The sequence below is a fragment of the Bradyrhizobium sp. HKCCYLRH3059 genome, from assembly GCF_051168035.1.
Classification (GTDB): domain Bacteria; phylum Pseudomonadota; class Alphaproteobacteria; order Rhizobiales; family Xanthobacteraceae; genus Bradyrhizobium.
Map to the genome: position 1 here is coordinate 328019 of NZ_JBNPUF010000001.1, position 24869 is coordinate 352887.

At 66.1% G+C, this 24869-nt stretch carries 22 protein-coding genes and 1 riboswitch; of the genes, 11 read left to right on the top strand and 11 right to left on the bottom strand.

Annotated elements, in window-relative coordinates:
• The first annotated feature begins 72 nt into the window (after nt 1-72).
• Nucleotides 73-717 (top strand): carbonic anhydrase, encoded by a 645-nt coding sequence (locus ACQR13_RS01540; protein ID WP_315715887.1) that lies wholly within the window; start codon nt 73-75, stop codon nt 715-717.
• A gap of 66 nt (nt 718-783) precedes the next feature.
• On the opposite strand, the gene ACQR13_RS01545 is transcribed toward ACQR13_RS01540, so the two are convergent.
• On the bottom strand, nt 784-1326 hold the full coding sequence (locus tag ACQR13_RS01545; RefSeq protein ID WP_315715886.1) for a TIGR00645 family protein: 543 nt from the start codon (nt 1324-1326) through the stop codon (nt 784-786).
• Between the two features lie 34 nt (nt 1327-1360).
• Nucleotides 1361-2395, bottom strand: coding sequence for an aspartate-semialdehyde dehydrogenase (locus ACQR13_RS01550; RefSeq protein ID WP_315715885.1), 1035 nt, complete (start codon nt 2393-2395; stop codon nt 1361-1363).
• A gap of 114 nt (nt 2396-2509) precedes the next feature.
• On the opposite strand from ACQR13_RS01550, the gene ACQR13_RS01555 reads away from it, so the two are divergent.
• The 3 genes from ACQR13_RS01555 (at nt 2510) to ACQR13_RS01565 (ending at nt 3922) form a co-directional block, all read left to right on the top strand.
• Nucleotides 2510-3310 (top strand): hypothetical protein, encoded by an 801-nt coding sequence (locus ACQR13_RS01555; protein ID WP_434862524.1) that lies wholly within the window; start codon nt 2510-2512, stop codon nt 3308-3310.
• A complete protein-coding gene (locus ACQR13_RS01560; protein WP_316193725.1) occupies nt 3311-3454 on the top strand; it encodes a hypothetical protein in 144 nt (47 codons plus the stop codon). It begins immediately after the preceding gene.
• Nucleotides 3455-3538: 84 nt separating this feature from the next.
• Nucleotides 3539-3922, top strand: a complete 384-nt coding sequence (locus ACQR13_RS01565; protein ID WP_315715883.1) for a hypothetical protein — start codon at nt 3539-3541, stop codon at nt 3920-3922.
• A 926-nt stretch (nt 3923-4848) separates the two neighbouring features.
• Here the strand turns inward: ACQR13_RS01565 and ACQR13_RS01570 are convergent.
• The 4 genes from ACQR13_RS01570 to leuB all read right to left on the bottom strand — a co-directional run bounded on the left by ACQR13_RS01570 (nt 4849) and on the right by leuB (nt 10162).
• Entirely contained in the window at nt 4849-5790 is a 942-nt protein-coding gene (locus ACQR13_RS01570; protein ID WP_315715882.1) for an ABC transporter substrate-binding protein, read from the bottom strand.
• Nucleotides 5791-5925: 135 nt separating this feature from the next.
• The gene (locus ACQR13_RS01575; protein ID WP_315825755.1) at nt 5926-6966 is read right to left on the bottom strand and encodes an ABC transporter permease; all 1041 of its coding nucleotides are present in this window, start codon (nt 6964-6966) and stop codon (nt 5926-5928) included.
• A gap of 4 nt (nt 6967-6970) precedes the next feature.
• Nucleotides 6971-8482, bottom strand: a complete 1512-nt coding sequence (locus ACQR13_RS01580; RefSeq protein ID WP_434842424.1) for a sugar ABC transporter ATP-binding protein — start codon at nt 8480-8482, stop codon at nt 6971-6973.
• Nucleotides 8483-9049: 567 nt separating this feature from the next.
• Complete coding sequence (leuB, locus tag ACQR13_RS01585; protein WP_315750601.1) at nt 9050-10162, bottom strand: 3-isopropylmalate dehydrogenase; 1113 nt, start codon at nt 10160-10162, stop codon at nt 9050-9052.
• A gap of 275 nt (nt 10163-10437) precedes the next feature.
• Here leuB and ACQR13_RS01590 point away from each other — a divergent pair, with 275 nt between their 5' ends.
• Complete coding sequence (locus ACQR13_RS01590) at nt 10438-11634, top strand: YbfB/YjiJ family MFS transporter (protein WP_315825753.1); 1197 nt, start codon at nt 10438-10440, stop codon at nt 11632-11634.
• Between the two features lie 164 nt (nt 11635-11798).
• Here ACQR13_RS01590 and ACQR13_RS01595 read toward each other — a convergent pair whose 3' ends face one another.
• From ACQR13_RS01595 to ACQR13_RS01605, 3 genes are all read right to left on the bottom strand, one after another.
• Nucleotides 11799-12581 (bottom strand): molybdopterin-dependent oxidoreductase, encoded by a 783-nt coding sequence (locus tag ACQR13_RS01595; protein ID WP_434842425.1) that lies wholly within the window; start codon nt 12579-12581, stop codon nt 11799-11801.
• Between the two features lie 14 nt (nt 12582-12595).
• Nucleotides 12596-13249, bottom strand: coding sequence for a cytochrome b/b6 domain-containing protein (locus tag ACQR13_RS01600; RefSeq protein WP_316169959.1), 654 nt, complete (start codon nt 13247-13249; stop codon nt 12596-12598).
• A gap of 218 nt (nt 13250-13467) precedes the next feature.
• Nucleotides 13468-14022, bottom strand: coding sequence for a fasciclin domain-containing protein (locus ACQR13_RS01605; RefSeq protein ID WP_315750597.1), 555 nt, complete (start codon nt 14020-14022; stop codon nt 13468-13470).
• A 482-nt stretch (nt 14023-14504) separates the two neighbouring features.
• On the opposite strand from ACQR13_RS01605, the gene ACQR13_RS01610 reads away from it, so the two are divergent.
• Nucleotides 14505-14873, top strand: coding sequence for a hypothetical protein (locus ACQR13_RS01610; RefSeq protein WP_316167795.1), 369 nt, complete (start codon nt 14505-14507; stop codon nt 14871-14873).
• Nucleotides 14874-14885: 12 nt separating this feature from the next.
• Here ACQR13_RS01610 and ACQR13_RS01615 read toward each other — a convergent pair whose 3' ends face one another.
• Complete coding sequence (locus ACQR13_RS01615) at nt 14886-16073, bottom strand: DNA topoisomerase IB (protein ID WP_316201906.1); 1188 nt, start codon at nt 16071-16073, stop codon at nt 14886-14888.
• Between the two features lie 378 nt (nt 16074-16451).
• Here ACQR13_RS01615 and acs point away from each other — a divergent pair, with 378 nt between their 5' ends.
• Nucleotides 16452-18404, top strand: a complete 1953-nt coding sequence (gene acs, locus ACQR13_RS01620; protein WP_315715872.1) for an acetate--CoA ligase — start codon at nt 16452-16454, stop codon at nt 18402-18404.
• A 228-nt stretch (nt 18405-18632) separates the two neighbouring features.
• A complete protein-coding gene (locus tag ACQR13_RS01625; RefSeq protein ID WP_409998633.1) occupies nt 18633-19127 on the top strand; it encodes a L,D-transpeptidase in 495 nt (164 codons plus the stop codon).
• An 84-nt stretch (nt 19128-19211) separates the two neighbouring features.
• On the opposite strand, the gene ACQR13_RS01630 is transcribed toward ACQR13_RS01625, so the two are convergent.
• On the bottom strand, nt 19212-19466 hold the full coding sequence (locus ACQR13_RS01630) for a DUF1674 domain-containing protein (RefSeq protein WP_434842120.1): 255 nt from the start codon (nt 19464-19466) through the stop codon (nt 19212-19214).
• A 195-nt stretch (nt 19467-19661) separates the two neighbouring features.
• On the opposite strand from ACQR13_RS01630, the gene ACQR13_RS01635 reads away from it, so the two are divergent.
• From ACQR13_RS01635 to purH, 3 genes are all read left to right on the top strand, one after another.
• Entirely contained in the window at nt 19662-21014 is a 1353-nt protein-coding gene (locus tag ACQR13_RS01635) for an RsmB/NOP family class I SAM-dependent RNA methyltransferase (RefSeq protein ID WP_315825748.1), read from the top strand.
• Between the two features lie 242 nt (nt 21015-21256).
• Nucleotides 21257-22972: a heparinase II/III family protein gene (locus tag ACQR13_RS01640; RefSeq protein ID WP_315825829.1), complete on the top strand. Its 1716-nt coding sequence runs from the start codon at nt 21257-21259 to the stop codon at nt 22970-22972.
• Nucleotides 22973-23145: 173 nt separating this feature from the next.
• A riboswitch (ZMP/ZTP riboswitch) is annotated at nt 23146-23226 on the top strand.
• 23 nt (nt 23227-23249) lie between these two features.
• On the top strand, nt 23250-24842 hold the full coding sequence (gene purH / locus ACQR13_RS01645) for a bifunctional phosphoribosylaminoimidazolecarboxamide formyltransferase/IMP cyclohydrolase (RefSeq protein ID WP_315825747.1): 1593 nt from the start codon (nt 23250-23252) through the stop codon (nt 24840-24842).
• The last annotated feature ends 27 nt before the right edge of the window (nt 24843-24869 follow it).

A 24869-nucleotide genomic window follows, 5' to 3' on the forward strand; every position in this document is an offset into this window, starting at 1 on the left:
GCCCGCGATACCATTTCGGGGGCCGGCCCGAAAGGCTTGTTCCCGGAAGCCGCATGTGTTTAGGCAAGGCCCATGATCTCGTTTCCGCAACGCCTGCTCGAAGGCTATCGCGCCTTCGCCACCCAACGCCTGCCGACCGAACAGAGCCGTTACCTCGAACTCTCGGAGCGCGGCCAGTCGCCCGAAGTGATGGTGATCGGCTGCTGCGACTCGCGCGTCTCGCCCGAGGTGATCTTCGACGTCGGCCCCGGCGAATTGTTCGTGCTGCGCAACATCGCAAACCTGGTGCCGATCTATCAGCCGGACGCCAACGCGCACGGCGTGTCGGCGGCGCTGGAATATGCCGTCACCGTGCTGAAGGTGAAGCACATCGTCATCCTGGGCCACGCCCAGTGCGGCGGCATCCGCGCCTTCGTCGACAAGGCGGCGCCGCTGTCCCCGGGCGACTTCATCGGCCGCTGGATGTCGATGTTCATCAAGCCCGGCGAGGTCGTCGAACAGCGCACGCATGAGAGTTTCCAGGACTTCGTCACCCGGATCGAGAAGGCCGCGGTGTTCCGCAGCCTCGAGAACCTGATGACCTTCCCATTCGTGCGCAGCCGCGTCGAGGCCGGTGATTTGCAGCTCCACGGCGCCTATTTCGGCGTCTCCGAGGGCTCGCTGTTCGTGCTCGACAAGGCCAGCAAGGAATTCAAGAGCGCGCGCGCTGGCGAATAGCGAATGGGGAGTAGCGAGTAGTTCACCTGCCCTATTCGCCATTCGCGCCTCGCTATTCGCCGCCCATCAATGGTCACCCGACCAGCGGTCCGACAGCGCCAACATCAGGGTCGACACCACGAAGGTCATGTGCACGCCGACCAGCCAGGCGAGCTTGGTCGAGTCGTAGCCGGCGTCGAGATTCATGAACGCCTTCAAGAGCTGGATCGCCGAGATCGCGACGATCGAGGCGAGCAGCTTCTGCTTCAGTCCGGCGAAATCGACCTTGGTCATCCATTCCGGCCAGTCGGGATGGCCGCCGGGATCGATGCGCGAGACGAAGTTCTCATAGCCGGAGAACACCACGATCAGCACCAGGTTGCCGGTCAGGCAGACGTCGATCAGGCTGAGCACGCCGAGGATGATGTCGCTCTCCTTGGCGGTCGGCAGATGGACGATGTTCTCCCACAGCAGCAGCACGAACTTGAACAGCAGGACGACCAGGCTGACGACGAGGCCGACATAGAACGGCGCCATCAGCCAGCGGCTCTTGAACAGGAAGCCTTCGAGCCCGCGCTCGAGCGGACCCGGCGCGTGCCTGGCGGCGTCCGGCGTCGTCTTCTCGCTCATTGCGTTCCGCGCCTCACCCTGACGACGTCTCCGCTCAGGCCGCCTTCTTCTTGGCCGTGATCAGCTTGCGGTTGATCAGGACCTCCGCGATCTGGATCGCGTTCAGCGCCGCGCCCTTGCGCAGATTGTCGGACACGCACCAGAAGGCGAGGCCGTTCTCGACCGTGCCGTCCTCGCGGATGCGGCTGATATAGGTCGCGTCCTCACCGGCCGCCTCGTAGGGCGTCACGTAGCCGCCCGGCTCGTGCTTGTCGATGACGAGGCAGCCCGGCGCATTGCGCAGGATGTTGCGGGCCTCGTCCGCCGTGATCGGATTCTCGAACTCGACATTGACGGCTTCGGAGTGACCGACGAACACCGGCACGCGCACGCAGGTCGCAGTCAGCTTGATCTTCGGATCCAGGATCTTCTTGGTCTCCATCATCATCTTCCACTCTTCCTTGGTGAAGCCGTCTTCCATGAAGACGTCGATCTGCGGAATGACGTTGAAGGCGATGCGCTTGGGAAACTTCTTATTGACCAGCTCGTCGTTGGTGTAGACGGCCTTGGTCTGCGAGAACAATTCGTCCATCGCATCCTTGCCGGCGCCGGACACCGACTGATAGGTCGACACCACGACGCGCTTGATCTTGGCCTTGTCGTGCAGCGGCTTCAGCGCGACGACGAGCTGGGCGGTCGAGCAGTTCGGATTGGCGATGATGTTCTTCTTGTTGAAGCCGGCGGCGGCGTCGGCATTCACCTCCGGCACGATCAGCGGCACGTCGGGATCCATGCGCCAAGCCGACGAGTTGTCGATCACGACAGCGCCGGCGGCGCCGATCTTGGGCGACCACTCCTTCGACACCGAACCGCCGGCCGACATCAGGCAGATGTCGACATCGGCAAAATCGTAGTGCTCGAGCGCTTTGACCTTCAACGTGCGGTCGCCATAGGACACCTCGACGCCGACGCTGCGGCGTGAGGCCAGCGCGACGACCTCGTCCGCCGGGAATTGCCGCTCGTCGAGAATATTGAGCATTTCCCGTCCGACATTGCCGGTCGCGCCGACCACTGCGACTTTGTAACCCATCGTTCACTCTCCGAAGAAATTTGGCCGGCCGCGCGTGTCAGCGGAAACCGAAGCGGCAGCGCTTCTATGCGAGAAACGTCCCTGACACAACGTTACCACGATGTCTCGCATCCGATGCAGTCCGATTCGGCCAGAACAGCCGCAGCGCCCCGATCCGCGTCCGTCCTGCAGGGGCTCCAGGGCTTCGCGGACGAGGTCTGCGGCACATTTGCGCGCCTGTTCGCCTATGTGGGGGCTCTGGCGCTGATCGCCATGCTCGGGGTGGCCGGCTGGAATCATCTCGACGACGGCGACGCTTTGCCCGGCCGTGCCGGCTGGACCTTGGCCGACGCCGCAGTGCCGGCGTTCTCGCTTCGTCTCACCGACCAGCCCGACAGGACCGCCACCTACACCGTGCTCATCCACCCGGAAGGCGGCCGCAAGGACGTGTTGCGCTGGGGCGAACCCGCCGATCGCCCCGCTGCCGAGCTCGAGGTCTACCGGTTCGGATCGGAGCGCGATGCAAGGCATGATCCCCGGGCCGATCTCGCGGTCCGGATGGGGCGCAACTCCGCCTCCGAGCTCGAGACCGCCGGCGTGATCGACAGCCGGTTCGGCCCCGTCAGTCTGGTTCGCCGGGCTGGGGCTCCCGAGGGCGCCGGAGCCTGCCTCGGCTTTCTCAAGACCATCGCCGAGCCGAGCTTGCGGATCTCCGGCTGGTCGTGCCAGGGCGTGACGATGCCGATGCGCCGCGCCATGGTCGGGTGCATGCTCAACCGGCTGACCCTGCTGGCGCCCGACCAGCACCGGGCCCTGAGCCAGCTGTTCATGGGGTCCGATCAGCGGCACGGCGGCTGCGACGAACCCGCCATCGCCAGCGGCAGCGCCGATTGGGTGACGTCGACCGCCAATCCGAGGCTGCGCGGCGCCTTGTGAATGTCTGCCTGCGTCCGGATGTTGCTGGGCGTGACCGCGCCCAATTCGGGCGTCCACATCGGCAGCCAAGTGACGGATTTTGATGCAACTTTCCCGCCACAGCGGGAATTTATCTTCGATGCGGCCGCGGGAATGACCTTGTGATGCCACAGCCGACCCAGATATTGTGCGGGCCAAATCATGCGCATGGCGAGCGCCCGCCCCTTTTGGCGCGAGGAAGAGGACGTGATGATCGAATTTCCTGCTGCGACCCGGGTCATGGCCTTGGCGGTGATCGCCGCGACGGGCCTTGCCGTCACGTCTCTTGCCGCCACCTCGGCGGATGCCGCCACCACCAAGCGCCGCGTGACGACCACCTATAGCAGCGGCAATCCGAACTATTCCTACCAGTCCGGCCCGCGCACCCGCATCTACATCACCCGCCGCTCGTTCCTCGACGGCGGCACCGAGGTGCTGCCGGGCGACCGCAAGTTCTCGGATTACGCGTTCCCGCCGGCCGTCGGCTATCCGTCGTTCGCCCGCGAGAACCTGAACCGCCCGATCGACCGTCAGCCGCTGATGGCGCCGTCCGATCTCGGTGGCTATCCGACCCGGATTCCGATCCCCTACTGAGGGCGGCCGCATCGTCAGATCATCAAGGCCGGGCCCCGCCCGGCCTTTTGTTTGTGAGGAGTGGCCAAGGCGCCGGAGCGTGCTGGCTACCCACGGGGCACGAGCATGGCGATCAGGAAACATGCAGCTATGTTCTCGCGGCGCTGATGCGTCCGAGTGATGCATTGATGTCCGCCCTCATCGGAAGCGAGGGCGCAGGGAAGGCCGGGCCTCGGCTGAGGCCCGTGGCCCCCGTGCGGAAAAAATGCACGGGGCAGGAACCACAGGTACAGCCGAATCGACCCGGCCTTCCCTGCGCGATGGTTTTCACGCTTACTCTACGCTCTCCCCGGTGTCCGGCCTGTTAGCCACCGTCGTCGTCGGGATCATCGCCCTTCCGACTTGGCGCCAGCATCGGGGCGCCAGGACCACGCAGCTTCACGTCCGCAAGAGTCTCGTTCGTCCGCATGCCCCTAGGACATGCTGCGAGCCCTCGCGGCCACCGCATTCCCGCCTCACGCCTCGTGACGATCGCGAAACGTCCCTCGCAAGCGAAGCGGGATGGAGGGAGAAGACCATGGATTCTGGAAAAACGAAAGTGGAATTTTTGGCGGAGGCCGACTGATCAAGCGGAGGAGATTGAAATCGCGGGCGAAATAAGTTCTTCGCCGCGAAGGGAATAGAGCCACGGGACGAGCGGCAACCTCCGTCAATCGCCATCGATCGCACCCGAGAGCTGATCTGATTTGCCCGACGAGCAGTCGCGACAAGCAAGCGTGCGAGTTGGCTACTCCGTCATGCCCGGGCTTGTCCCAGGCATCCACGTCCTTCCCAGGATGCCTCGCGATGTGGATGGCCGGGACGAGCCCGGCCATGACGACGCGGAGATGGACCGCCGCAAACTCAGATCATCATATGCGATCGCCCGGCCCGACCTCGCACCGGTCTCAATCGTACAGCACAGCCGCGATCTTCGCGTCGGTGATGTTGGACTTGTCGTACCAATAGAAGCCGGTGTCGGTGACCTTCGGCAGCTTCTCGCCCTTCAACGCCTTGACCGCTGACTCCACGGTGCAACTGCCGATGCCGATCGGGTTCTGGGTGATGGCGCCGGCCATCTCGCCCGACATGATCGCGGCCTTCTGCTGCTTGCCGGAATCGTAGCCGATCACGACGATCTTCTTCTTCATCTCCTTGACGCCGTTGAGCACGCCGATCGCCGAGCCCTCATTGGCGCCGAAGATGCCCTTGAGGTTCGGATTGGCCTGCAGGATCGACTTGGTGATCTCGGTCGATTTGAGCTGATCGCCGCCGCCATACTGCACGCTGACGATCTTGATGTTCGGATGCTTGTCCTTGATGCGCTTGAGGAAGCCGTCGCGACGGTCGATGCCGGTGCGGCTGGTCTGGTCGTGCACGACCACGGCGACGTCGCCGGCATCGCCGATCATGTCGGCCATCTTGTCAGCGGCGAGGCCCGCCGCGGCGAGGTTGTCGGTGGTGCAGGTGGTCAGCGGAATGTCGCTGTCGACGCCGGAGTCGAAGGCGATCACCGGGATCTTGGCGGCTTGCGCCTTCTTCAGGAGCGGAATGGCGGCCTTGGAATCGAGCGCGGCGAAGCCGATCGCCTGCGGCTTCTTGGCGAGCGCCGCGGAGAGCATGTCGATCTGCTTGTCGACCATGGCCTCGGTTTCCGGCCCTTCGAAGGTGATCTTGACGTTGGCGGCCTTCGCGGCCTGCTCGGCGCCGAGCTTCACCGCCTGCCAGAACTGGTGCTGGAAGCCCTTGGAGACGAGGGGGATGTAGACATCATCGGCACGCGCGCTCGCGGACACTCCCGCGACCATGAGGGCGCCGAGCGCGACGCCGAGGAGATGCTTGCTCAACATTGGTGTTTCCTCTGTTCTCTTCAGTGACCTTGTCGTTACAGTGATGATCGTGGTCGTCGCCGCTCGCTGTCGGCGGGCAGCGCAGTCTTCAGCGCGACGTCGGAGCGGTGCTGGTCGCTGGTCCTCCTTGAAGGGTCAGGCGCGGTTTCGACGGAGCATGTCGGCGTAAACAGCGAGAATGATGATGACCCCGGTGACGACGAATTGCCATTCCTGGGCCACCGAGAGGATGCGCAAGCCGTTGGTCAGAACGCTCATGATGAAGGCCCCGATGATGGTGCCGAGAATGGTGCCGGTGCCGCCGCTCAGCGACGTGCCGCCGATCACGACGGCAGCGATCGCATCGAGCTCATAGCCCTGGCCGAGCGCCGGCTGGGCGGAGTTGATGCGCGACGCGATCAGCAGTCCCGCGACTCCGCAGATGGCGCCGCCGAGGCCGTAGATGATGATCTTCCAGCGGTCGACATTGACGCCGGAGAGCCGCACCGCCTCCTCGTTGCTGCCGATCGCGAAGGTGTAGCGGCCGAGCGCGGTGCGGTTGAGAACGACGGAGGCCAGCACCGCCATCACGAACAGGATCAGGGCTGCATTGGGAATCGGCAGCGCCGGCACGAGCGTGCCGAGCAGCGAGTCCTGCGAGATCATCGAGAAGTTCTCGGTGTTGGTGAAATAGATCGGCTTGCTGCCGGAGACGACCAGGGCCAGCCCCTTCAGCACCAGCATCATGCCGAGCGTCGCGATGAACGGCGGCACCTTCATCTTGGTGATGACCGTGCCCGACAGCGCGCCGCTGAGCGCGCCGGTCACGATCGCCGCGACGATGCCGGTCCACATCGGCAGCTCCCAATAGGTGAGGAACACGCCGGCCATCACCGCGCAGAAGGTCATCAGCGTGCCGACCGACAGATCGATGCCGGCGGTGATGATCACGAAGGTCGAGGCGATCGCCAGCACGCCGTTGACCGCGGTCGCCTGCAGGATGTTGATCATGTTGTCGGTCTGCATGAACGCCGGCGACGCGAAGCTGAAATAGGCTAGCAGCAGCACGAGGCTCGCGAACGCCAGCAGCTTCTGCAGCGCTGCGGGCCCGAGCAGACGGCGCCGCAGCGCCGCCATCGCGCCACTCGGCGCGAGGCCATCCTTGACCTGATCCTTGACCAATGCGGGGTCGCTCATGCCGTCAGCCTGCCTTCATGGTTTCGCGCTGGGTGGCCAGCTGCATGATCCGCTCCTGCGTGGCCTCGTCCGGCGACAATTCGCCGGTGATGCGGCCCTCGCACATCACGACGATGCGATCGCTCATCCTGATCACCTCGGGAAGCTCCGAGGAAATCATCACGATCGCCTTGCCCTGGTCGGCCAGCGCGCGCAGCAGGCGGTAGATCTCGTTCTTGGCGCCGATGTCGATGCCGCGGGTCGGCTCGTCGAAGAACAGGATGTCGCAATCGCGATCGAGCCATTTGGCGATCACGATCTTCTGCTGGTTGCCGCCGGACAGCAGGCGAACCTGCTGCGACGCCGAAGGCGTGCGGATGTTCAGCATCCGGATGAAGCGGCCGGCGGTGTCGCGGATCGCGCGCTTCCTGAGCATGAACTTCATTGCAAGGTAGTTCGCGAGGTTCGACATCACGACGTTGGACTCGACGTCCATGCCGGTGGCGAGGCCGAAGCGCTTGCGGTCCTCGGAGAGATAGCCGATGCCGTGGGCGACCGCATGCGCCGGCGAGCGGATCGTCACCTTGCGATTGTCGACGAGAATATCCCCGGACGGAACGGCGTCGGCGCCGAAGATCGCGCGCGCGACCTCGGTGCGGCCGGCCCCCATCAGGCCGGCAAAGCCGAGGATCTCGCCCTTGCGCAGGGTGAAGCTGACGTCGCGGACCAGCGGCCCGCAGTTGAGCCCGCGCACCTCCAGCGCGATCGCGCCGGCGGGCTGCGTGCCCGCGACGCGCGCGTCGCCCAAGGTGCGGCCCACCATCATGCCGATGATGGTCTCGATCGTGGTGGTCTCGGCCGGCACCGTCGCGACATACTCGCCGTCGCGCAGCACGGTGACGCGATCGGCGATCTGCTTCAGCTCGTCCATCTTGTGGGAGATGTAGACGATGCCGACGCCGCGTGCCTTCAAGGCGCGGATCATCTTGAACAGCTCGGCGATCTCGCGATTGTTCAGCGCGGCGGTCGGCTCGTCCATGATCAGGACGCGCGAGTTGAAGGACAGCGCCTTGGCGATCTCCACCATCTGCTGCCTGGCCACCGTCAGCCCGCCGACTGTCGTGCGCGGGTCGATCGACAGATTGAGCTGGGCAAGCAGCTCGGCCGCCTGCCGGTTGAGCCTGTCCTCATCGAGCAGCAGCCCGAACGCCTTCATCGGCTCGCGCCCGATGAAGATGTTCTGCGCCACCGTGAGGTGGTTCATCAGTTGCAGCTCCTGATGAATGATGCCGATGCCGGCGGCCTGCGCCTCGCGCGGTCCTGCAAAATCGACGCTGGCGCCGTCGTAGATGATCTCGCCGGAGTCCTTGCGGTAGACGCCGGCGAGGATCTTCATCAGGGTCGACTTGCCGGCGCCGTTCTCGCCCATCACGGCATGGACCTCGCCGGCGCGCAGCTCGAACCTGACATTGTGCAGCGCCCGGACGCCGGGGAAGCTCTTGCACAGCCCGTGAACGGAGATGAGCGGCGCAGTCATGCGTCAGCGTTTGTGGTGAGGGAGGTTGCGTAGAATCGCCACGGGGCGGTGGTCGCGACATTGGCGACGACACCATGCACGGCGAGCGACATATCGCATCGCAAGCGCGATCACATTCATCCTCCCCGGCCTTCGCACGCATCATGTCGAACGCGTGCGAGCCCGCGTCCATTCAATGGCGCGGCGTTGGGGTCAGGCTATTCATCCGGGGATGAAAGTCTATAGGTAAAATCGACAGGCCTTGCGATGCGCCTGCAGGACGCGACCGCGGAATAGCGACGACGCGCCCGGTGGCGCGATCGAACACGTCGTGCGTTGAATTTGCGCTATCTCGACAACGACGGTGAGCCCCCCTCCCCCTTGCGGGGAGGGGTCGGGGGTGGGGGTCCCCGGGCGATACTTGATGTGATGAGTTCGGGTCGAGACGTGCAACGACGAAAAGTAATCGTCTGGGCAGGTGAGACGGTGCCTCAAGCGGGGCTCACTGGGTGCGGGCCCCCACCCCCCGACCCCTCCCCGCAAGGGGGAGGGGAGTGCACCTTCGGCGCGGCGGAACCTCGGCTCCAACTACGCCGTGAGCTTCTCCAGCTCCTTGATGATCGCCTCGCCCATCTGCGCGGTCGAGGCCGGGGTCGAGCCTTCGGCCTTGATGTCGGCGGTGCGCAGGCCGGAGGCGAGCACGGCGGCGATGGCGGCGTCGAGCTTGTCGGCGAGCGCGCCCATGTCGAAGGAGTAGCGCAGCGCCATGCCGAACGACGTCAGCATCGCGATCGGGTTGGCGAGACCCTTGCCGGCAATGTCCGGCGCCGAGCCGTGCACCGGCTCGTACAGCGCGCGGCGCTTGTGGGTCTTGGCGTCGACCTCGCCGAGCGAAGCCGACGGCAGCATGCCGAGCGATCCCGTCAGCATCGCCGCGATGTCCGACAGCATGTCGCCGAACAGATTGTCGGTGACGATGACGTCGAACATCTTCGGATACTTGACCAGATTCATGCCGCCGGAATCGGCGAGCTGGTGCTCGAGCGTGACGTCCTTGTATTCGCGATTGTGAACCGCGGTGACGACCTCGTTCCAGAGCACGCCCGACTTCATGACGTTGCGCTTCTCCATCGACGTCACCTTGTTGCGGCGCTTGCGCGCGAGGTCGAAGGCGACGCGGGCGATGCGCTCGATCTCATAGGTGTCGTAGACCTGGGTATCGACGGCCCGCTTCTGGCCGTTGCCGAGATCGGTGATGGTCTTGGGCTCGCCGAAATACACGCCGCCGGTGAGCTCGCGCACGATCATGATGTCGAGGCCCTCGACGATCTCGCGCTTCAGGCTGGAGGCATCGGCGAGCGCCGGGTAGCACACGGCAGGACGCAGATTGGCGAACAGGCCGAGATCCTTGCGCAGGCGCAGCAGGCCCGCCTCGGGGCGGACCTCATAGGGAACGCCGTCCCATTTCGGACCGCCGACGGCGCCGAAGATGATGGCGTCCGCCGCCTTGGCCTTGTCCATGTCGGCCTCCGAGATCGAGGCGCCGTGGGCGTCATAGGCGGCGCCGCCGACCAGCCCGTCCTCGGTCTCGAACGAGGCGAGCCCCTTGGCGTTGAGCCAGCCGATCAGCCGCTTCACCTCCGCCATCACTTCGGGGCCGATGCCGTCGCCGGGCAGCAAAAGGAGCTTCTGGGTCGCCATGGTCGTTGTCCTCACGGGGCTTGTCATGCCGGGGCCTGAGCCCGGACATCCGTCATCTTTTGGTTGGATTGCCGGCTCGCCCCGATGGGTCGGGGACAGCAGCCCGGCAATGACGAGAGTTGCAAAATCGGCGGAGTGCTAAAGCGCTCCTGCGCGGTTGGCAAGCCACCATTGCCGCCGCCCGCCTTCTGTCGCGCCGGGCAAGGCTGTACTGTGCTCGAAACTGGCGGCCGAGCAGCATGATTTGCCGGATATGCGCCACGCCGGAGCATGTCTTGCCGATCTCCCGTTCCGATCCGCCGCCGGCCCACCCGGCGCTGACCAACCTCACGCTGTCGCTCGGTCCCATCATCGGTCTCGGCATCGGCCGCTTCGCCTATGCGCTGGTGCTGCCGGACATGCGCGACACGCTGCACTGGTCGTATTCGGCGGCCGGCTTCATGAACACGGTCAATGCCGCCGGCTATCTGATCGGGGCGTTGATCGCCGCGCAGACGGCCCGGCGGTTCGGCGGGCTGACCGCGGTGCGCGGCGGCACGCTGGCGGCTTTGGTCTCTCTCGTCGTCTGCGCCATGACGGGCGACTTCATTGCGCTCAGCCTGGCGCGGCTCGTGACCGGCATCGGCGCCGGCGTGGCGCTGGTGGCCGGCGGCGCGGTGGCGGCGCGGGTCGCCTTGGCGCGGCCGGCGCAGGCGAGCTTCGTGCTGAGCCTGTTCTATGCCGGGCCGCCGCTCGGCATCGTCATCTCAGGCCTGATCGCGCCGTTCGTGCTGCAGGCGTTCGGGCCCGGCTCATGGTGGATCGTGTGGGCGGTGCTCGCAGGCGCCGGCGCAATGCTGATCGTGCCGCTGCTGCTGATGCGGCTTCCAGCGAACGCCGCCATGCCGGAGACGCGCGCGGACCGCGTCTCGCTGCGGCCGATGGCGATCTATCTGTTCGGCTACTTCCTCTATGGCGCGGGCTACATCGCCTATCTTACCTTCATGATTGCCTATGTCCGCGACCTCGGCGGCGGCGCCGCGGCGCAATCCGGCTTCTGGTGCCTCATTGGCCTCGCCGGCTTCACCACGCCCTGGGTGTGGCGGCGCGTGCTGGCGCTCGATCGCGGCGGCTGGCCCACCGCCCTCATCCTCACCATCAACGCGATCGGCGCCGCCCTGCCCTCGCTCAGCCATTCGCCCGTCATGCTGACCTTGTCGGCCGCAGTGTTCGGCATCGCGTTCTCGACGGTGACGACCGCGACGACGGCCTTCGTGCGCTTCAACCTGCCGCAAGCCGCTTGGCCGCGCGCGATCGCGGCGCTGACCATCTCGTTCGGCGTCGGCCAGACGTTGGGTCCGTTCGCGGTCGGCGCGATCACCGATGCGATGGGGAGCCTGACCTATGCGTTGAATGTGTCGGCGGCGCTGTTGCTGTTGGGCGCGGCAATGGCGGCGCTGCAGGGTAAGTTGAAGCGCGCCGATCGAGCCTGATCGACGGTGTCGTCCCTGCGAACGCAGGGACCCCTACCGCGGACGCTATCGAGGGATCTGGCTGGTAGTTGCCTGCCTCATCACGGCCGGTGGTTATGGGTCCCTGCGTTCGCAGGGACGACAGCGGAGATTGCGGCTGCCATCCGGGCTCGATTGGCGGGAGATCAACTCCCGCTGAACGAATTGTACCCCTGGTCCTCCCAGTAGCCGCCCTTGTAGTCGTTGGTGACTTCCATCGCGACGACGTATTTGGGGTTCTTGAAGCCGAGCTTGGTGGGCACGCGGATCTTCATCGGGTAGCCGTAGGCGCGCGGCAGGATCTGGTCGGCGAACTTGAAGGTCATCTGGGTCTGCGGATGCAGCGCGGTGCGCATGTCCAAAGGCGAGTTGTAGCCGTCCTTGTCGGCGCAGTTGAACCAGACATATTTCGCACTGATATCCGCGCCGATCAGCTTGAGGAAGTCGCGCAGCGGCGTGCCGGTCCAGGAGCCGATCGCGCTCCAGCCCTCGACGCAGATGTGGCGCGTGATCTGCGTCACCTGGGGCAGCGCCTGCAGCTCATCCAGCGTCCACGACTTCTTGTTGTCGACGAGGCCGCGCACCTCGAGCTTCCAGTCGGCGGCGTCGATCTCCGGCGCCTCGTCGAGCGTGTAGTAGGCATTGAACGGGAACGGCTTGGTGATCGCGCTCTCCGGGAAGGTCGGCGCCAGCGCATCCGGATTGAACATCCAGGCCTGCACCGCGTCGTTGAACTTCGAGACCTTCTTGAGCAGCTCCTCGGCGGTGTCGCCGTCGACGACGTCGCAGCCGGCGAGCAAGGTCAGCGCGCCGAGGCTGGCGCCACCGGTGATGAAGCGGCGCCGCGTGAGATCGGGCATCACCTTCAGCGAGTCCTTGATCAGGAGCCGCTTGTCGACGCCGGGAATGAAGAACGGACGTTTCGCCATGGCTGTCTCTCCTCTCAGCGGCCGATGATCATCGCGCGCAGGCTCTTCGGCACCAGCAGCGCGAGCAGGATATGGATCACCAGGAAGGCGCAGATCAGCGCCATGCAGACGAAATGGACGTAGCGCGCCGCCGGATAGTCGCCGAACAGGCTCACCAGCCAGTGCAGTTGCACCGGCTTCCACATCGACAGGCCCGTGAGCACGACGACGATGCCGACGCAGATGATGCCGAGATAGAGCAGCTTCTGCACCGCGTTGTAGACGGTGAGGTCGTCATGGGCGAGCTTGAAGGTCAGCGCGGCCTTGAGGTCGGCGATGACGGACGCCGGCGAGATCGGCAGCAGCTTGCGGCGGAACCGGCCGGTGGCCAGACCGGTGACGAGATAGGCAAGGCCGTTCAGCATCAGCAGCCACATTGCCGCGAAGTGCCACAGCAGCGCGCCGCCGAGCCAGCCGCCGAGCGTGAAGCTGCGGTCGAAGCGGAAGTCGAACAGCGGCGAGGCATTGTAGATCTGCCAGCCCGACATGATCATCATGATCATCGCGACGGCGTTGATCCAATGCATGACGCGCACCCAGGCCGGCTGAACGACCTTGGTCGCGACTCCGGTTACAGGTCCCCCGGTCGCCGCGAGGGTCGAAGGGGCGCTGGTGGTGGCGCTCGTCATGGCGGTCGGCTCCGTCGCTTGCATTTACGTCGCTTGCATTCGTCACGCCAATTATACGCCGGCTCGGCGGGCTCCGTTACACCGCGGCGCCGATCAAAACGATACGCAGAAACTATCGCGTTCACAAAAAAGCGAGCCGGGGGCGGCCCGGCTCGCTCCTGGTCACATCCGCGAGGAGGAGGAGGAAGAAACGGATGTGTCCGGTGTCGCGCCGGGCCTCAGGACGCCGGCATCAGCACGGTGTCGACCACGTGGATGACGCCGTTCGACTGGTTGACGTTGGGGATCGTCACCATCGAGGTGCCGCCCTTGGCGTCGACGATCATGACGTTCTTGCCCTCGCGCTTGACGGTGAGCTGCTCGCCCTCGACCGTCTTCAGCATCTGGCCGTCCTTCAGGTCGGAGGCCTCGAGCTTGCCGGGCACGACGTGATAGGTGAGGATCTTGGTCAGCGTCGCCTTGTTCTCCGGCTTGACCAGGCTGTCGACGGTGCCTGCCGGCAGCTTGCCGAACGCGGTATTGGTCGGCGCGAACACCGTGAACGGACCCTTGCCTTCCAGCGTCGGCACGAGGCCGGCGGCCTTCACCGCGGCGACCAGCGTCGTATGATCCTTCGAGTTGACCGCGTTCTGCACGATGTTCTTCGACGGATACATCGCCGCGCCTCCGACCATCACGGTCTTCTCCTCGGCGCGCGCCGGCGCGACGAAGGTCGAGGTCAGCGACAGCGCGCTGAAGGCGGCGGCAGCGAGAAAGGCAATGCGCTTGGACATGGGTAGCTCCCTATGAAAGGCGGCGGCAGAGCCGCGTGATGAGTTCGACTGCGACACCGATGCTGATCTTGAGCGGATGTGCTCTTGCGTCGTGTCAGGCCGAGCTACGCCGCGTTCAGAAGCGAGTTTCGGCGCTTAATTTAACGTGATCCGTGAAACCTGCGGCCATCGAGATCGTCTCGCCGACTCATTGAACGAGATCCGCGCCGGAATGTCGCAGCCTGCTGCGAACTGATCAGCTCTCTGTCGGTCATTGGCCGACGCCGATGACCGATCATCGTCGCCATTAACTACAATGCGAGCCGAGCCCGGCCGAACCTGCCGAAAACATTGCGAGTAAGACTTTCTTAAGGTTGATTGGTCGGCACGGCGCCGGCTGCGGGAAGGGGATGTCCCGCACTGTCCGGCGCGATCGGCGGGGGTTTCCTACAGTGAACAGAACGATCTGGATTGCGGGGTTCTGCCTCGTGATAATCTGCTGCTTGCTTGCAACGAAGATGGTGCTGGCCGCGGTATCGCCCGGCGACATCGCGGGCGAAGCGACGTCGTCGCTGATCCGCGAGCCCATTCCCGGCGTTGATACGTTGAACGAGTCCGATCGCAGTTTCGAAACACCGCCGCTCGATCTCAACGAAGGCGCGCGCCTGCCGCTGCTCTCGCGGGCCGTGCGCGCGGAGGGACGTGGTGCGTCGGCTGCCCGCCGCGCCAAGCCGGCCAGCAAGTCGACCGTGCTGCGGCCGGCCAAGCGCGAGGCCGCGCCGGTGAAGAGCGCGGCGGCGCCGTGCCGGCAGCTCGATCCGATCGCCCGCTTCCTTGCGTCGGCCAAGATCGGGCCGCGCTGCCAGGCTTGATGAATTGCGGCGTCAGGCCGAGACCGCCGTCACCACCTGCGCCAGCAATTGCTCGCGCCGCGTCTGCGAGCGCTGGCCCTTCATGGTGGCGGCGAAGCGTTCGAGGATGCCGTCCTCGAACGCCGTGACGATGGTGTCGTGCACGTAGCTCTTGCGGCAGATCGCCGGCGTGTTGGTGAGCTCGTCGGCGGCGGCGCGGATCGCTTCCAGGATCTGCTTCTTGCGGCCGCGCGCGCTCGCCGCCGGCGTGATCCGCGACAAGGTCTCCAGCGCCACGGCGGAGGCCATCAGCGTGCGGAAATCCTTCAGCGAGATCTTGATGCCGGCGATCTCGCGTAGGAAGGCGTTGACCTGTGTGGTCGAGACCGCGCGCACCACGCCCTGGGCGTCGCGGTATTGGAACATGCGACGGCCGGGCACGCCGCGCAAAATGCCGACGGCCCGCACCAGCTTGGCGGCGTCGCATTCCTTGCGCACGGCCTTGCCGCCCTTGGCCTTGAAGGTCAGCACCAGGGAGTCATCCTCGAGCGTGACGTTCGACTTCAACAGTGTGGTGGCGCCGCGCGTGCCGTTCAGCCGGGCATAGGACTCGTTGCCGGGGCGAATGGCCGTGCGCGCGATCAGCTCGATGACAGCAGCGAGCGCGAACTCGCGCGTCGGCTCGTCGCCGGCGAGATGTTTCGACACCGCGCGACGGATGCGCGGCAGCGCGCCGACCAGCTTGGCGAGGCGATGCGCCTTGCGATGCTCGCGCACCTTCTCCCAGTCGGCGTGATAGCGGTATTGCAGCCGGCCGGCGGCATCGACGCCAACCGCCTGCAGATGCAGGTTCGGATCGGGGGCGTAGCGCACCTCGCGATAGGCCGGCGGCACCGCCATCGCATGCAGGCGGCGGATGGTGCCGGCGTGGCGGATCGGGGTGCCGTTGGCGCGGATGAAGGTATAGCTCTTGCCCCGCCTGATGCGGCGGATGGTCAGCGCGGTCTGGTCGCCGAGCTTCAGCCCGATGCGCTTGGCGAGTTCCTCGACCGAGGTCTTGGCATTGCCTTGCGCGTCGGCGGTCTTGGCGTGGGCCAGATCCTTCAAGCTCAGCTTGCGGCGCGGCGGCTTGGGCGGCCACTGGCCCAGCGCTTTCGCGAGCGCGACCTCGGGATCGGCCGGGCCGACCCGCGGGCTCTCGAAATTCTGCTGGTCCATCATTGCTTTAGACGCCCTGCCGTCGTTTTCATCCGCTCAATGCCCCGGAGTCCGGTTTGGTTCCGGCCGGGTTATCCACAGCTTCAAGGCGATTTAGGGCGTGACGGGCCGGATAGCGAGTCCCTAATTTTGGGCAAAGCGGTTTCAAAATACCGGTACGCGCCCCGATTCCGGGTAACCTTGATGCTGCAGACTGTAGCGACCTCCGAGGCGCAGCCGGCGCACGCAACCTCCGCGCACAATTCTTTGATCCTGCTCAGACCGCCTCCCCGCCGAAGGTCCTACTTGTCTTGCCTTGTCGCCGCCGGTTACGCGGACGCATAGTGGGAACAACGATGGCCTGCGCGGGATCGACGGCAGGCCGCATGTGGAGGGTGTGAAATGTCCGAGAAGATCTACGACGTTCCGGCCGAGTGGGCGAAACGCGCCTTTGTCGACGACGCGAAGTACCAGGAGATGTACGCGCGCTCGATCAAGGACCCCAACGGCTTCTGGGCCGAGCAGGCCAGGCGCGTCGATTGGGTCAAGGCGCCGACGAGAATCGAGAACGTCTCCTACGCACCCGGCAACATCTCGATCAAATGGTTCGAGGACGGCGTCCTCAACGCCGCCTATAACTGCATCGACCGCCATCTCGCCACCCGCGGCGACCAGACCGCGATCATCTGGGAAGGCGACGACCCCTCGCAGTCGAAGCACATCACCTATCGCGAGCTGCACGACGAGGTGTGCAGGATGGCCAACATCCTGCGCAACCGCAACGTCAAGAAGGGCGACCGCGTCACCATCTATCTGCCGATGATCCCGGAGGCCGCCTATGCGATGCTGGCCTGCGCCCGCATCGGCGCCATCCACTCGGTGGTGTTCGCCGGCTTCTCGCCGGACTCGCTCGCCCAGCGCATCAAGGACTGCGATTCCAAGATCATCATCACCGCCGACGAGGGCCTGCGCGGCGGCCGCAAGGTGCCGCTCAAGGCCAATGTCGACGCAGCGCTGAACAAGGTCGACAATGTCGACTGGGTCGTCGTGGTCAAGCGCACCGGCGGCAAGATCGAGATGAATCCGAGCCGCGACCTCTGGTACCACGAGGCCGCCGAGATGGTGACCACCGAATGCCCGTGCGAGCCGATGAATGCGGAGGATCCGCTGTTCATCCTCTACACCTCGGGCTCGACCGGCCAGCCCAAGGGCGTGCTGCACACCACCGGCGGCTATCTCGTCTACGCCGCGATGACGCATCAATACGTGTTCGACTATCACGAGGGCGACGTCTACTGGTGCACCGCCGACGTCGGCTGGGTCACCGGTCACAGCTACATCCTCTATGGGCCGCTGGCCAATGGCGCTGTCACGCTGATGTTCGAAGGCGTGCCGAACTATCCGGACAATTCGCGGTTCTGGAACGTCATCGACAAGCACAAGGTCAACATCTTCTACACCGCGCCGACCGCGATCCGCGCGCTGATGCAGGGCGGCGACGCGCCGGTGAAGAAGACCTCGCGCGCGTCTCTGCGCCTGCTCGGCTCGGTCGGCGAGCCGATCAATCCGGAAGCCTGGGAGTGGTATCACCGCGTCGTCGGCGACGACCGCTGCCCGATCGTCGACACCTGGTGGCAGACCGAGACCGGCGGCATCCTGATCACGCCGCTGCCGGGCGCGACCAGACTGAAGCCGGGCTCCGCGACGCGGCCGTTCTTCGGCGTCGTGCCCGAGATCGTCGATGCCGACGGCAAGACGCTGGAAGGCGCGACCGAGGGCAATCTCTGCCTCACCCGGTCCTGGCCGGGCCAGATGCGCACGGTGTATGGCGACCATGCCCGGTTCGAGATGACCTACTTCTCGACCTACAAGGGCAAGTACTTCACCGGCGACGGCTGTCGCCGCGACGCCGACGGCTATTACTGGATCACCGGCCGCGTCGACGACGTCATCAACGTCTCCGGCCACCGCATGGGAACGGCCGAGGTGGAAAGCGCGCTGGTTGCCCATCCCAAGGTGTCGGAAGCCGCCGTGGTCGGCTATCCCCACGACATCAAGGGCCAGGGCATCTACGCCTATGTCACCCTGATGGCCGGCGAGCAGCCGACCGAGGAGCTGCGCAAGGAGCTCGTCGCCTGGGTGCGCAAGGAGATCGGCCCGATCGCCTCGCCCGACCAGATCCAGTTCGCCCCCGGCCTGCCCAAGACCCGCTCCGGCAAGATCATGCGCCGCATCCTGCGCAAGATCGCCGAGGACGAGCCGGGCGCGCTGGGCGACACCTCGACCCTTGCCGATCCCGGCGTGGTCGATGATCTCGTCCAGCACCGGCAGAACCGCAAGGAGAAGCAGGCGTAAGCACGCCGTGCCCCGCGGGCGCGAAGCGCGTTCGCCGCAATCGTCAAGTCTCATCGCACTCCCGCGGCTGATTCCGCGGGAGTGTTGTTTTCAGGTCATTTACTCGCAGACAGAGTTTTCCTTTCCTCATGCGATCTGCGTGCTCCCGGCCGGGGAGCAGGCGCCGCGGAATCGGCTGAGGGGATGACCATGCGGACTGGGGCGGTCAGGCTGGCAATGAAGGCGGCGATGCTGGCCGCGTCGGTGATCGGAACCATGGTCACGACGGCCGGCTCTGCGTCGGCCCGTCCCGAGTTGGTCGCCGTCGCCGGCGACTTTTCGCCGGGCACCATCGTCGTGAGGACCGGCGAGCGGAAACTCTATCTCGTGCTCGATGGCAGCCACGCCTTGCGCTACACGGTCGGCGTCGGCAAGGCCGGCCGGCAATGGGCCGGCACCACCAAGATCGACGGCAAGTACAAGAATCCGGCCTGGGCTCCGCCCGCCGACGTCAAGCGCGACAAGCCGGAGCTGCCGGACGTCATTCCCGGCGGCTCGCCGCGCAATCCGATGGGCGTTGCCGCCTTGACGCTCGCCGGCGGCGAATATGCGATCCACGGCACCAACGTGCCGAATTCGGTGGGCGGCTACGTGTCCTACGGCTGCATCCGCATGCTCAACCCGGATATCACCGACCTCTACGAGCGCGTGTCGATCGGCACGACGGTGGTGGTCACGCGCTGAGTCACCGCTGCGATACGCGAGTGCGGAGAACGCGGGACCGGCAACCCCGGCGCCGAACAACGCAAGCCGCGCGCGGAGATCCCGTCAGAAGTCCGAGATGATTCCCTTTCTCTCCCAGTCGCCGTACCGGGTCGGCTCCGGCCCTTTCGGCCCCTGCAGTTCTTTCGGCACCGGCTTCGCCTGCTCGGCCGCCAGACGGCGGCGCTCCTCGGCTTCGGCGAGCGCGCGTTGCGCAGCCGGCGAAAGCGGCTTGCGCGGCGCTTCGTTGCTGGCGACCACCGACAATGCGGGCTTGGTCTCAGGCCCGCTCTTGGACTCGCTCTTGGGCTCGTTACTCATCGTACCATTCCACCGTTGAACCGGTTCGTTCCCGACCTCATCAGATCGTGTGCCCACCCATGAAAAAACAGGGCTAATAAAAGCAGAGCCGATTCTTACATTTGGCATATTCCGGTGACAGAGGACCCGCAAGCTGATGGCATGCACCCGATGGTCGCGGAACTGCCTTTCTTCTTTCGCGAGTAATTCCCAGGCATGCCTCCGCCGCGTTTTGCGACCCCTTCCGAAGTCCCAGGCCTGGCGGCACGGCGCATCGCCGCCGACGTGGTCGACGGCGTGCTGCACAAGCATCGCACCCTCGACGATCAGCTCGACGGGACCGGCGCACATCCCGGACTGAAGCATCTGGCCGACCGCGACCGCGCGCTGATGCGCCGGCTGGTCGCCACCACCTTGCGGCGGCTTGGAACGCTCGGTCACGTGCTGTCGCGGCTGCTGGATCGCGGCGTGCCGACCGACGCGCCGCGGGCGCAGAGCGCGCTGCTGATCGGCGCTGCCCAGATCCTCTGGATGGACGTTCCTGACCACGCCGCCGTCGACCTCTCCGTCCGCCTGGTGCAGGCCGACCGCCGCGCAGCGAAATATGCCGGGCTCGTCAACGCGGTGCTGCGGCGCTGCGCGCGCGAGGGCGCAACCCTGCTCGACGATGCCACCGGTCAGCCGCTCGACATCGCGCCCTGGCTGCTCAAGCGCTGGATCGATCATTATGGCGAAGCGACCGCCAGGGACATCGCCGCGGCGCTCGGCCAGGAGCCGTCGCTCGACCTCACGGTGAAGTCGGACCCGGCGCAATGGGCGTCGCGGCTGCATGGTGAGGTGCTGTCGACCGGCACCGTGCGCACCGTGCTGCATGGTTCGGTGACGGTGCTGCCGGGCTTCGCCGAGGGACAATGGTGGGTGCAGGACGCCGCCGCCGCCTTGCCTGCGCGCCTGCTCGGCGACATCAGCGGCAAGGCCGTCGCCGACCTCTGCGCGGCGCCAGGCGGCAAGACGGCTCAGCTCGCCCATGCCGGCGCCCGCGTCACCGCGGTCGACCGGTCGCCGGCCCGGATGAACCGGCTGAAGGACAACATGACCCGGCTGCAGCTGACCGCCGAGACGGTCGTGGCCGACGCCGCCGAATGGCAGCCCGCCGACAGCGGCGGCTTCGACGGCCTGCTGCTCGATGCGCCCTGCACCTCGACCGGCACGATTCGGCGTCATCCCGACGTCGGCTGGTTGCGCAGCGAGGCCGACATCGCCGCGTTGTCGGGCTTGCAGGCGCGGCTGTTGACCAGGGCGGGCAGCCTGATCAAGCCGGGCGGAACCCTGGTCTACTGCACCTGTTCGCTGGAGCCCGAGGAGGGCGAGCAGGTGGTCGAGCGCGTGCTGGCCGAATCCACCGAGCTGCGCCGCATCCCCGTTACCCCTGGCGAGGTGGCGGGACTGGCCGAGCTGGTCACTCCGGCCGGCGACCTGCGCACGCTGCCCTGCCATTTGCCGCACCAGGACCCCCGGCTCGGCGGTCTCGATGGTTTTTATGCGGCGAGACTGGAGCGGCGGCCGTGAGCGTGTCATCGTGCGCCGTGCGCCGGCCCTGCGTCGGTCGGGCTTTAAGGGCGTCGGCGTTGCGTTAGTCCGTTAAATCCTGATTTTGCACCAGATTCTGGTCCCGCGATGGTGCTGCACCGGGGCCAAAAATGGTGTATCGGCGGCAGTTGCGATCTATGAAGGATGCGCAACCGAATCCCCCTCTGAATCCAAGGCTTGGCGTGTCCGCCGCTCAACGCAGACGCATATCGACGCTGGTGATGGGCCGCTTTGCGCGCAGCCTGATGTCCAACGTCAGCGGTGTATCGGTATCCGTGTCCGGGTTGTGGCCCGGTCGCGCCGACCGACTCATCATTGCGCCGCATGACCTGCGCACGTCGGACGCGACGCGGGCGGCCGAGATCTACGCCGGCCGCTTCGTCTTCGCCGGCAAGATCGTGACCTGCCATGGCCGCTCGATCTTCGACCTGGAGCCGCCGTCGGAGGACTGGGAGGTGGCCCTGCTCGGCTTCGGCTGGCTGCGACATCTGCGCGCAGCCGACACCGCGCTGACCCGCGCCAATGCCCGTGCTCTGGTCGACGACTGGATCACTAACCAGATCGGCCGCCATCCGCTGAGCCGGCGCGCCGACGTGCTGGCGCGGCGGGTGATCTCGCTGCTGTCGCAGGCGCCGCTGGTGCTGGCCGATTCCGACGGCAAGTTCTATCGCCGCTATCTGCGCGGGCTGACCCGCGAGATCCGCTATCTGCGCTATTCGACGATCGACATCCCGGATGGCGCGCCGCGGCTGCAGGTGCTGATCGCACTGTGTTACGCCGCGCTGTGCCTCGCCAACCAGGCCAAGCACATCCGCAGCGCGACCCGGAAACTCTCCGACGAGTTGCAGCGGCAGATCCTGCCCGATGGCGGCCACGTCTCGCGCAATCCGGGCGCGCTGATCGAATTGCTGATCGACCTGCTGCCGCTGCGGCAGACGTTTGCGGCCCGCAACATCGCCCCGCCGCCGGCGCTGCTCAACGCCATCGACCGCATGATGCCGATGCTGCGCTTCTTCCGCCACGGCGACGGCAACATGGCGCTGTTCAATGGCATGGGCGGCACCCCGTCCGACCTGCTGGCGACCCTGCTCGCCTACGACGACACCCACGGCACGCCGATGGCGAGCATGCCGCATTCCGGTTTCCAGCGGCTCGATGCCGGACCGATGACGGTGATCGTCGATACCGGTCCGCCGCCGCCACCGCATCTGAGCCATGAGGCCCATGCCGGTTGCCTCGCCTTCGAGATGTCCTCCGGACCGTGCCGCATCGTGATCAATTGCGGCATGCCGTCGACCGGCCGCGATAATTGGCGCGCTTTTGCGCGCAGCACGGTGGCACATTCAACGCTGACCTACCACAACACCTCGTCCTGCACCTTCGTCGAGATGTCGGCGATGAAGCGCCTGCTGCACGGCGCGCCGATCGTATCGGGTCCGACGCGGGTCGAGAACTTCCGCGAGATCGTGCCCGACGGCACCGTGCTGTCGACCTCGCACAACGGCTACGCGGCGAAATTCGGCCTGATCCATCGTCGCGTGCTGGTGGCGGCCGAGGACGGCTCGCGGCTCGACGGCGAGGACACCGTGACGCCGGCGCAGGGCGCGCGGCTTCGCGGCGGCGGATCGGACTACGCGCTGCGCTTCCACCTGCACCCGGCCGTCAAGGCCAGCCGGCTCAGCGACGGCCGCGGCGCCATGCTGGTGCTGCCCAATCGCGAGGTCTGGACGTTCGAGACGTTCGACGATCGCGTCGACCTCGAGGACAGCGTGTTTCTCGCCGGCAATGACGGTCCGCGCCGCACCACGCAACTGGTGATCCGGCAGGACGCGCAGCAGGCCCCGTCGATCCGCTGGAGCTTCGTCCGCTCGTCGACGTCCCCGACCGAGACCAACGGGCGCCGCAACGGGCGGAGAGAGCCTGAGCTGCCGCTGTAACACCCTGGCTCTCGCTTCTCAGATCATCTCACATCACCGTCCGTCGAGACGTCCGCCTTCGGCGGGCCCTCGGAACGCGGCCGACGTTCGGGCGGCTCATCGTGAGACGTGCGGCCAAGGTGATCGTTCGATCGCCCACCCGTTGTCGCGGGCGGCAAAAGCTGATATGAGGCCCGCTCTCGCGCGACTGGCGACTTTGGATGGAGCACCATCGGGGAGCGCGGGATTTGACGCCGTGCGCCTGGGCATTTTGAACTCCTGCACAAGGACTCTGCCCATGACCAATCAGCTTCGTCGCGTTCACCGTGCCCTGCTTTCCGTATCCGACAAGACCGGCCTGGTCGACTTCGCCCGCTCGCTCGCCGCGCGCGGCATCGAGCTGGTCTCGACCGGCGGCACCGCCAAGGCGATTGCCGATGCCGGCCTCAAGGTGAAGGACGTCTCCGACCTCACCGGCTTTCCCGAGATGATGGACGGCCGCGTCAAGACGCTGCATCCGAAGGTGCATGGCGGACTGCTCGCGATCCGCGGCAATGATGAGCATGCCGAGGCGATGAAGACCCATGGCATCGCGCCGATCGATCTGCTCGTCGTCAATCTCTACCCGTTCGAGGCCACGGTCGAACGCGGCGCCCCGTTCAACGACTGCATCGAGAACATCGACATCGGCGGCCCGGCGATGATCCGCGCGGCGTCGAAGAACCACGAGGACGTCGCCGTCGTCGTCGACGTCAACGACTATCACGCCGTGCTGGACGACCTGGCGCGGCATGAGGGTTCGACCACGCTGCTGCTGCGCCGCCGGCTTGCCGCCAAGGCCTATGCGCGCACCGCCGCCTATGATGCCGCGATCTCCAACTGGTTCGCCGCCACCATCCAGAACGACGCGCCCGATTACCGCGCCTTCGGTGGCAAGCTGATCCAGTCGCTGCGCTATGGCGAGAACCCGCACCAGCACGCCGCGTTCTACGCGCTGCCCGGCCGCCGTCCCGGCGTCGCCACCGCGCGCCAGCTGCAAGGCAAGGAGCTGTCCTACAACAACATCAACGACACCGACGCGGCCTATGAGTGCATCGCCGAGTTCGACCCGGCGCGCACCGCCGCCTGTGTCATCGTCAAGCACGCCAATCCCTGCGGTGTCGCCGAAGGGCCCGATCTCGTCACCGCCTACCAGAAGGCGCTGGCCTGTGACTCGACCTCGGCGTTCGGCGGGATCATCGCGATGAACCGCAAGCTCGATGCCGCCACGGCGCACGCGATCACCGGCATCTTCACCGAGGTGATCATCGCGCCCGACGCGACCGAGGAGGCGATCGCGGTGATCGCAGCGCGCAAGAAGCTGCGGCTGCTGCTCGCCGGCGCCCTGCCCGATCCGCGCGAAGCCGGCCTCACCGCCAAGACCGTGGCCGGCGGCCTGCTGGTGCAGAGCCGCGACAATGCTGTCGTCGATGACATGGAGCTGAAGGTGGTGACCAAGCGCGCCCCCACCGAAGCCGAGCTGCGCGACCTGCGCTTCGCCTTCCGCGTCGCCAAGCATGTCAAGTCGAACACCATCGTCTACGCCAAGGAGTCGGCGACAGTCGGCATCGGCGCGGGACAGATGAGCCGGGTCGATTCGGCGCGCATCGCCGCGCGCAAGGCGCTGGATGCGGCCAGCGCGCTCAAGCTCGCCGAGCCGCTGACCAAGGGATCGGTGGTCGCCTCCGACGCGTTCTTTCCGTTCGCCGACGGCATGCTCGCCTGCATCGAGGCCGGCGCCACCGCGGTCATTCAGCCCGGCGGCTCCGTGAAGGACGACGAGGTCATCAAGGCGGCCGACGAGCACGGCATCGCCATGGTGCTGACCGGCGTGCGGCACTTCCGGCACTGATTGCGCCCACAATCTCCGCCGTCATTC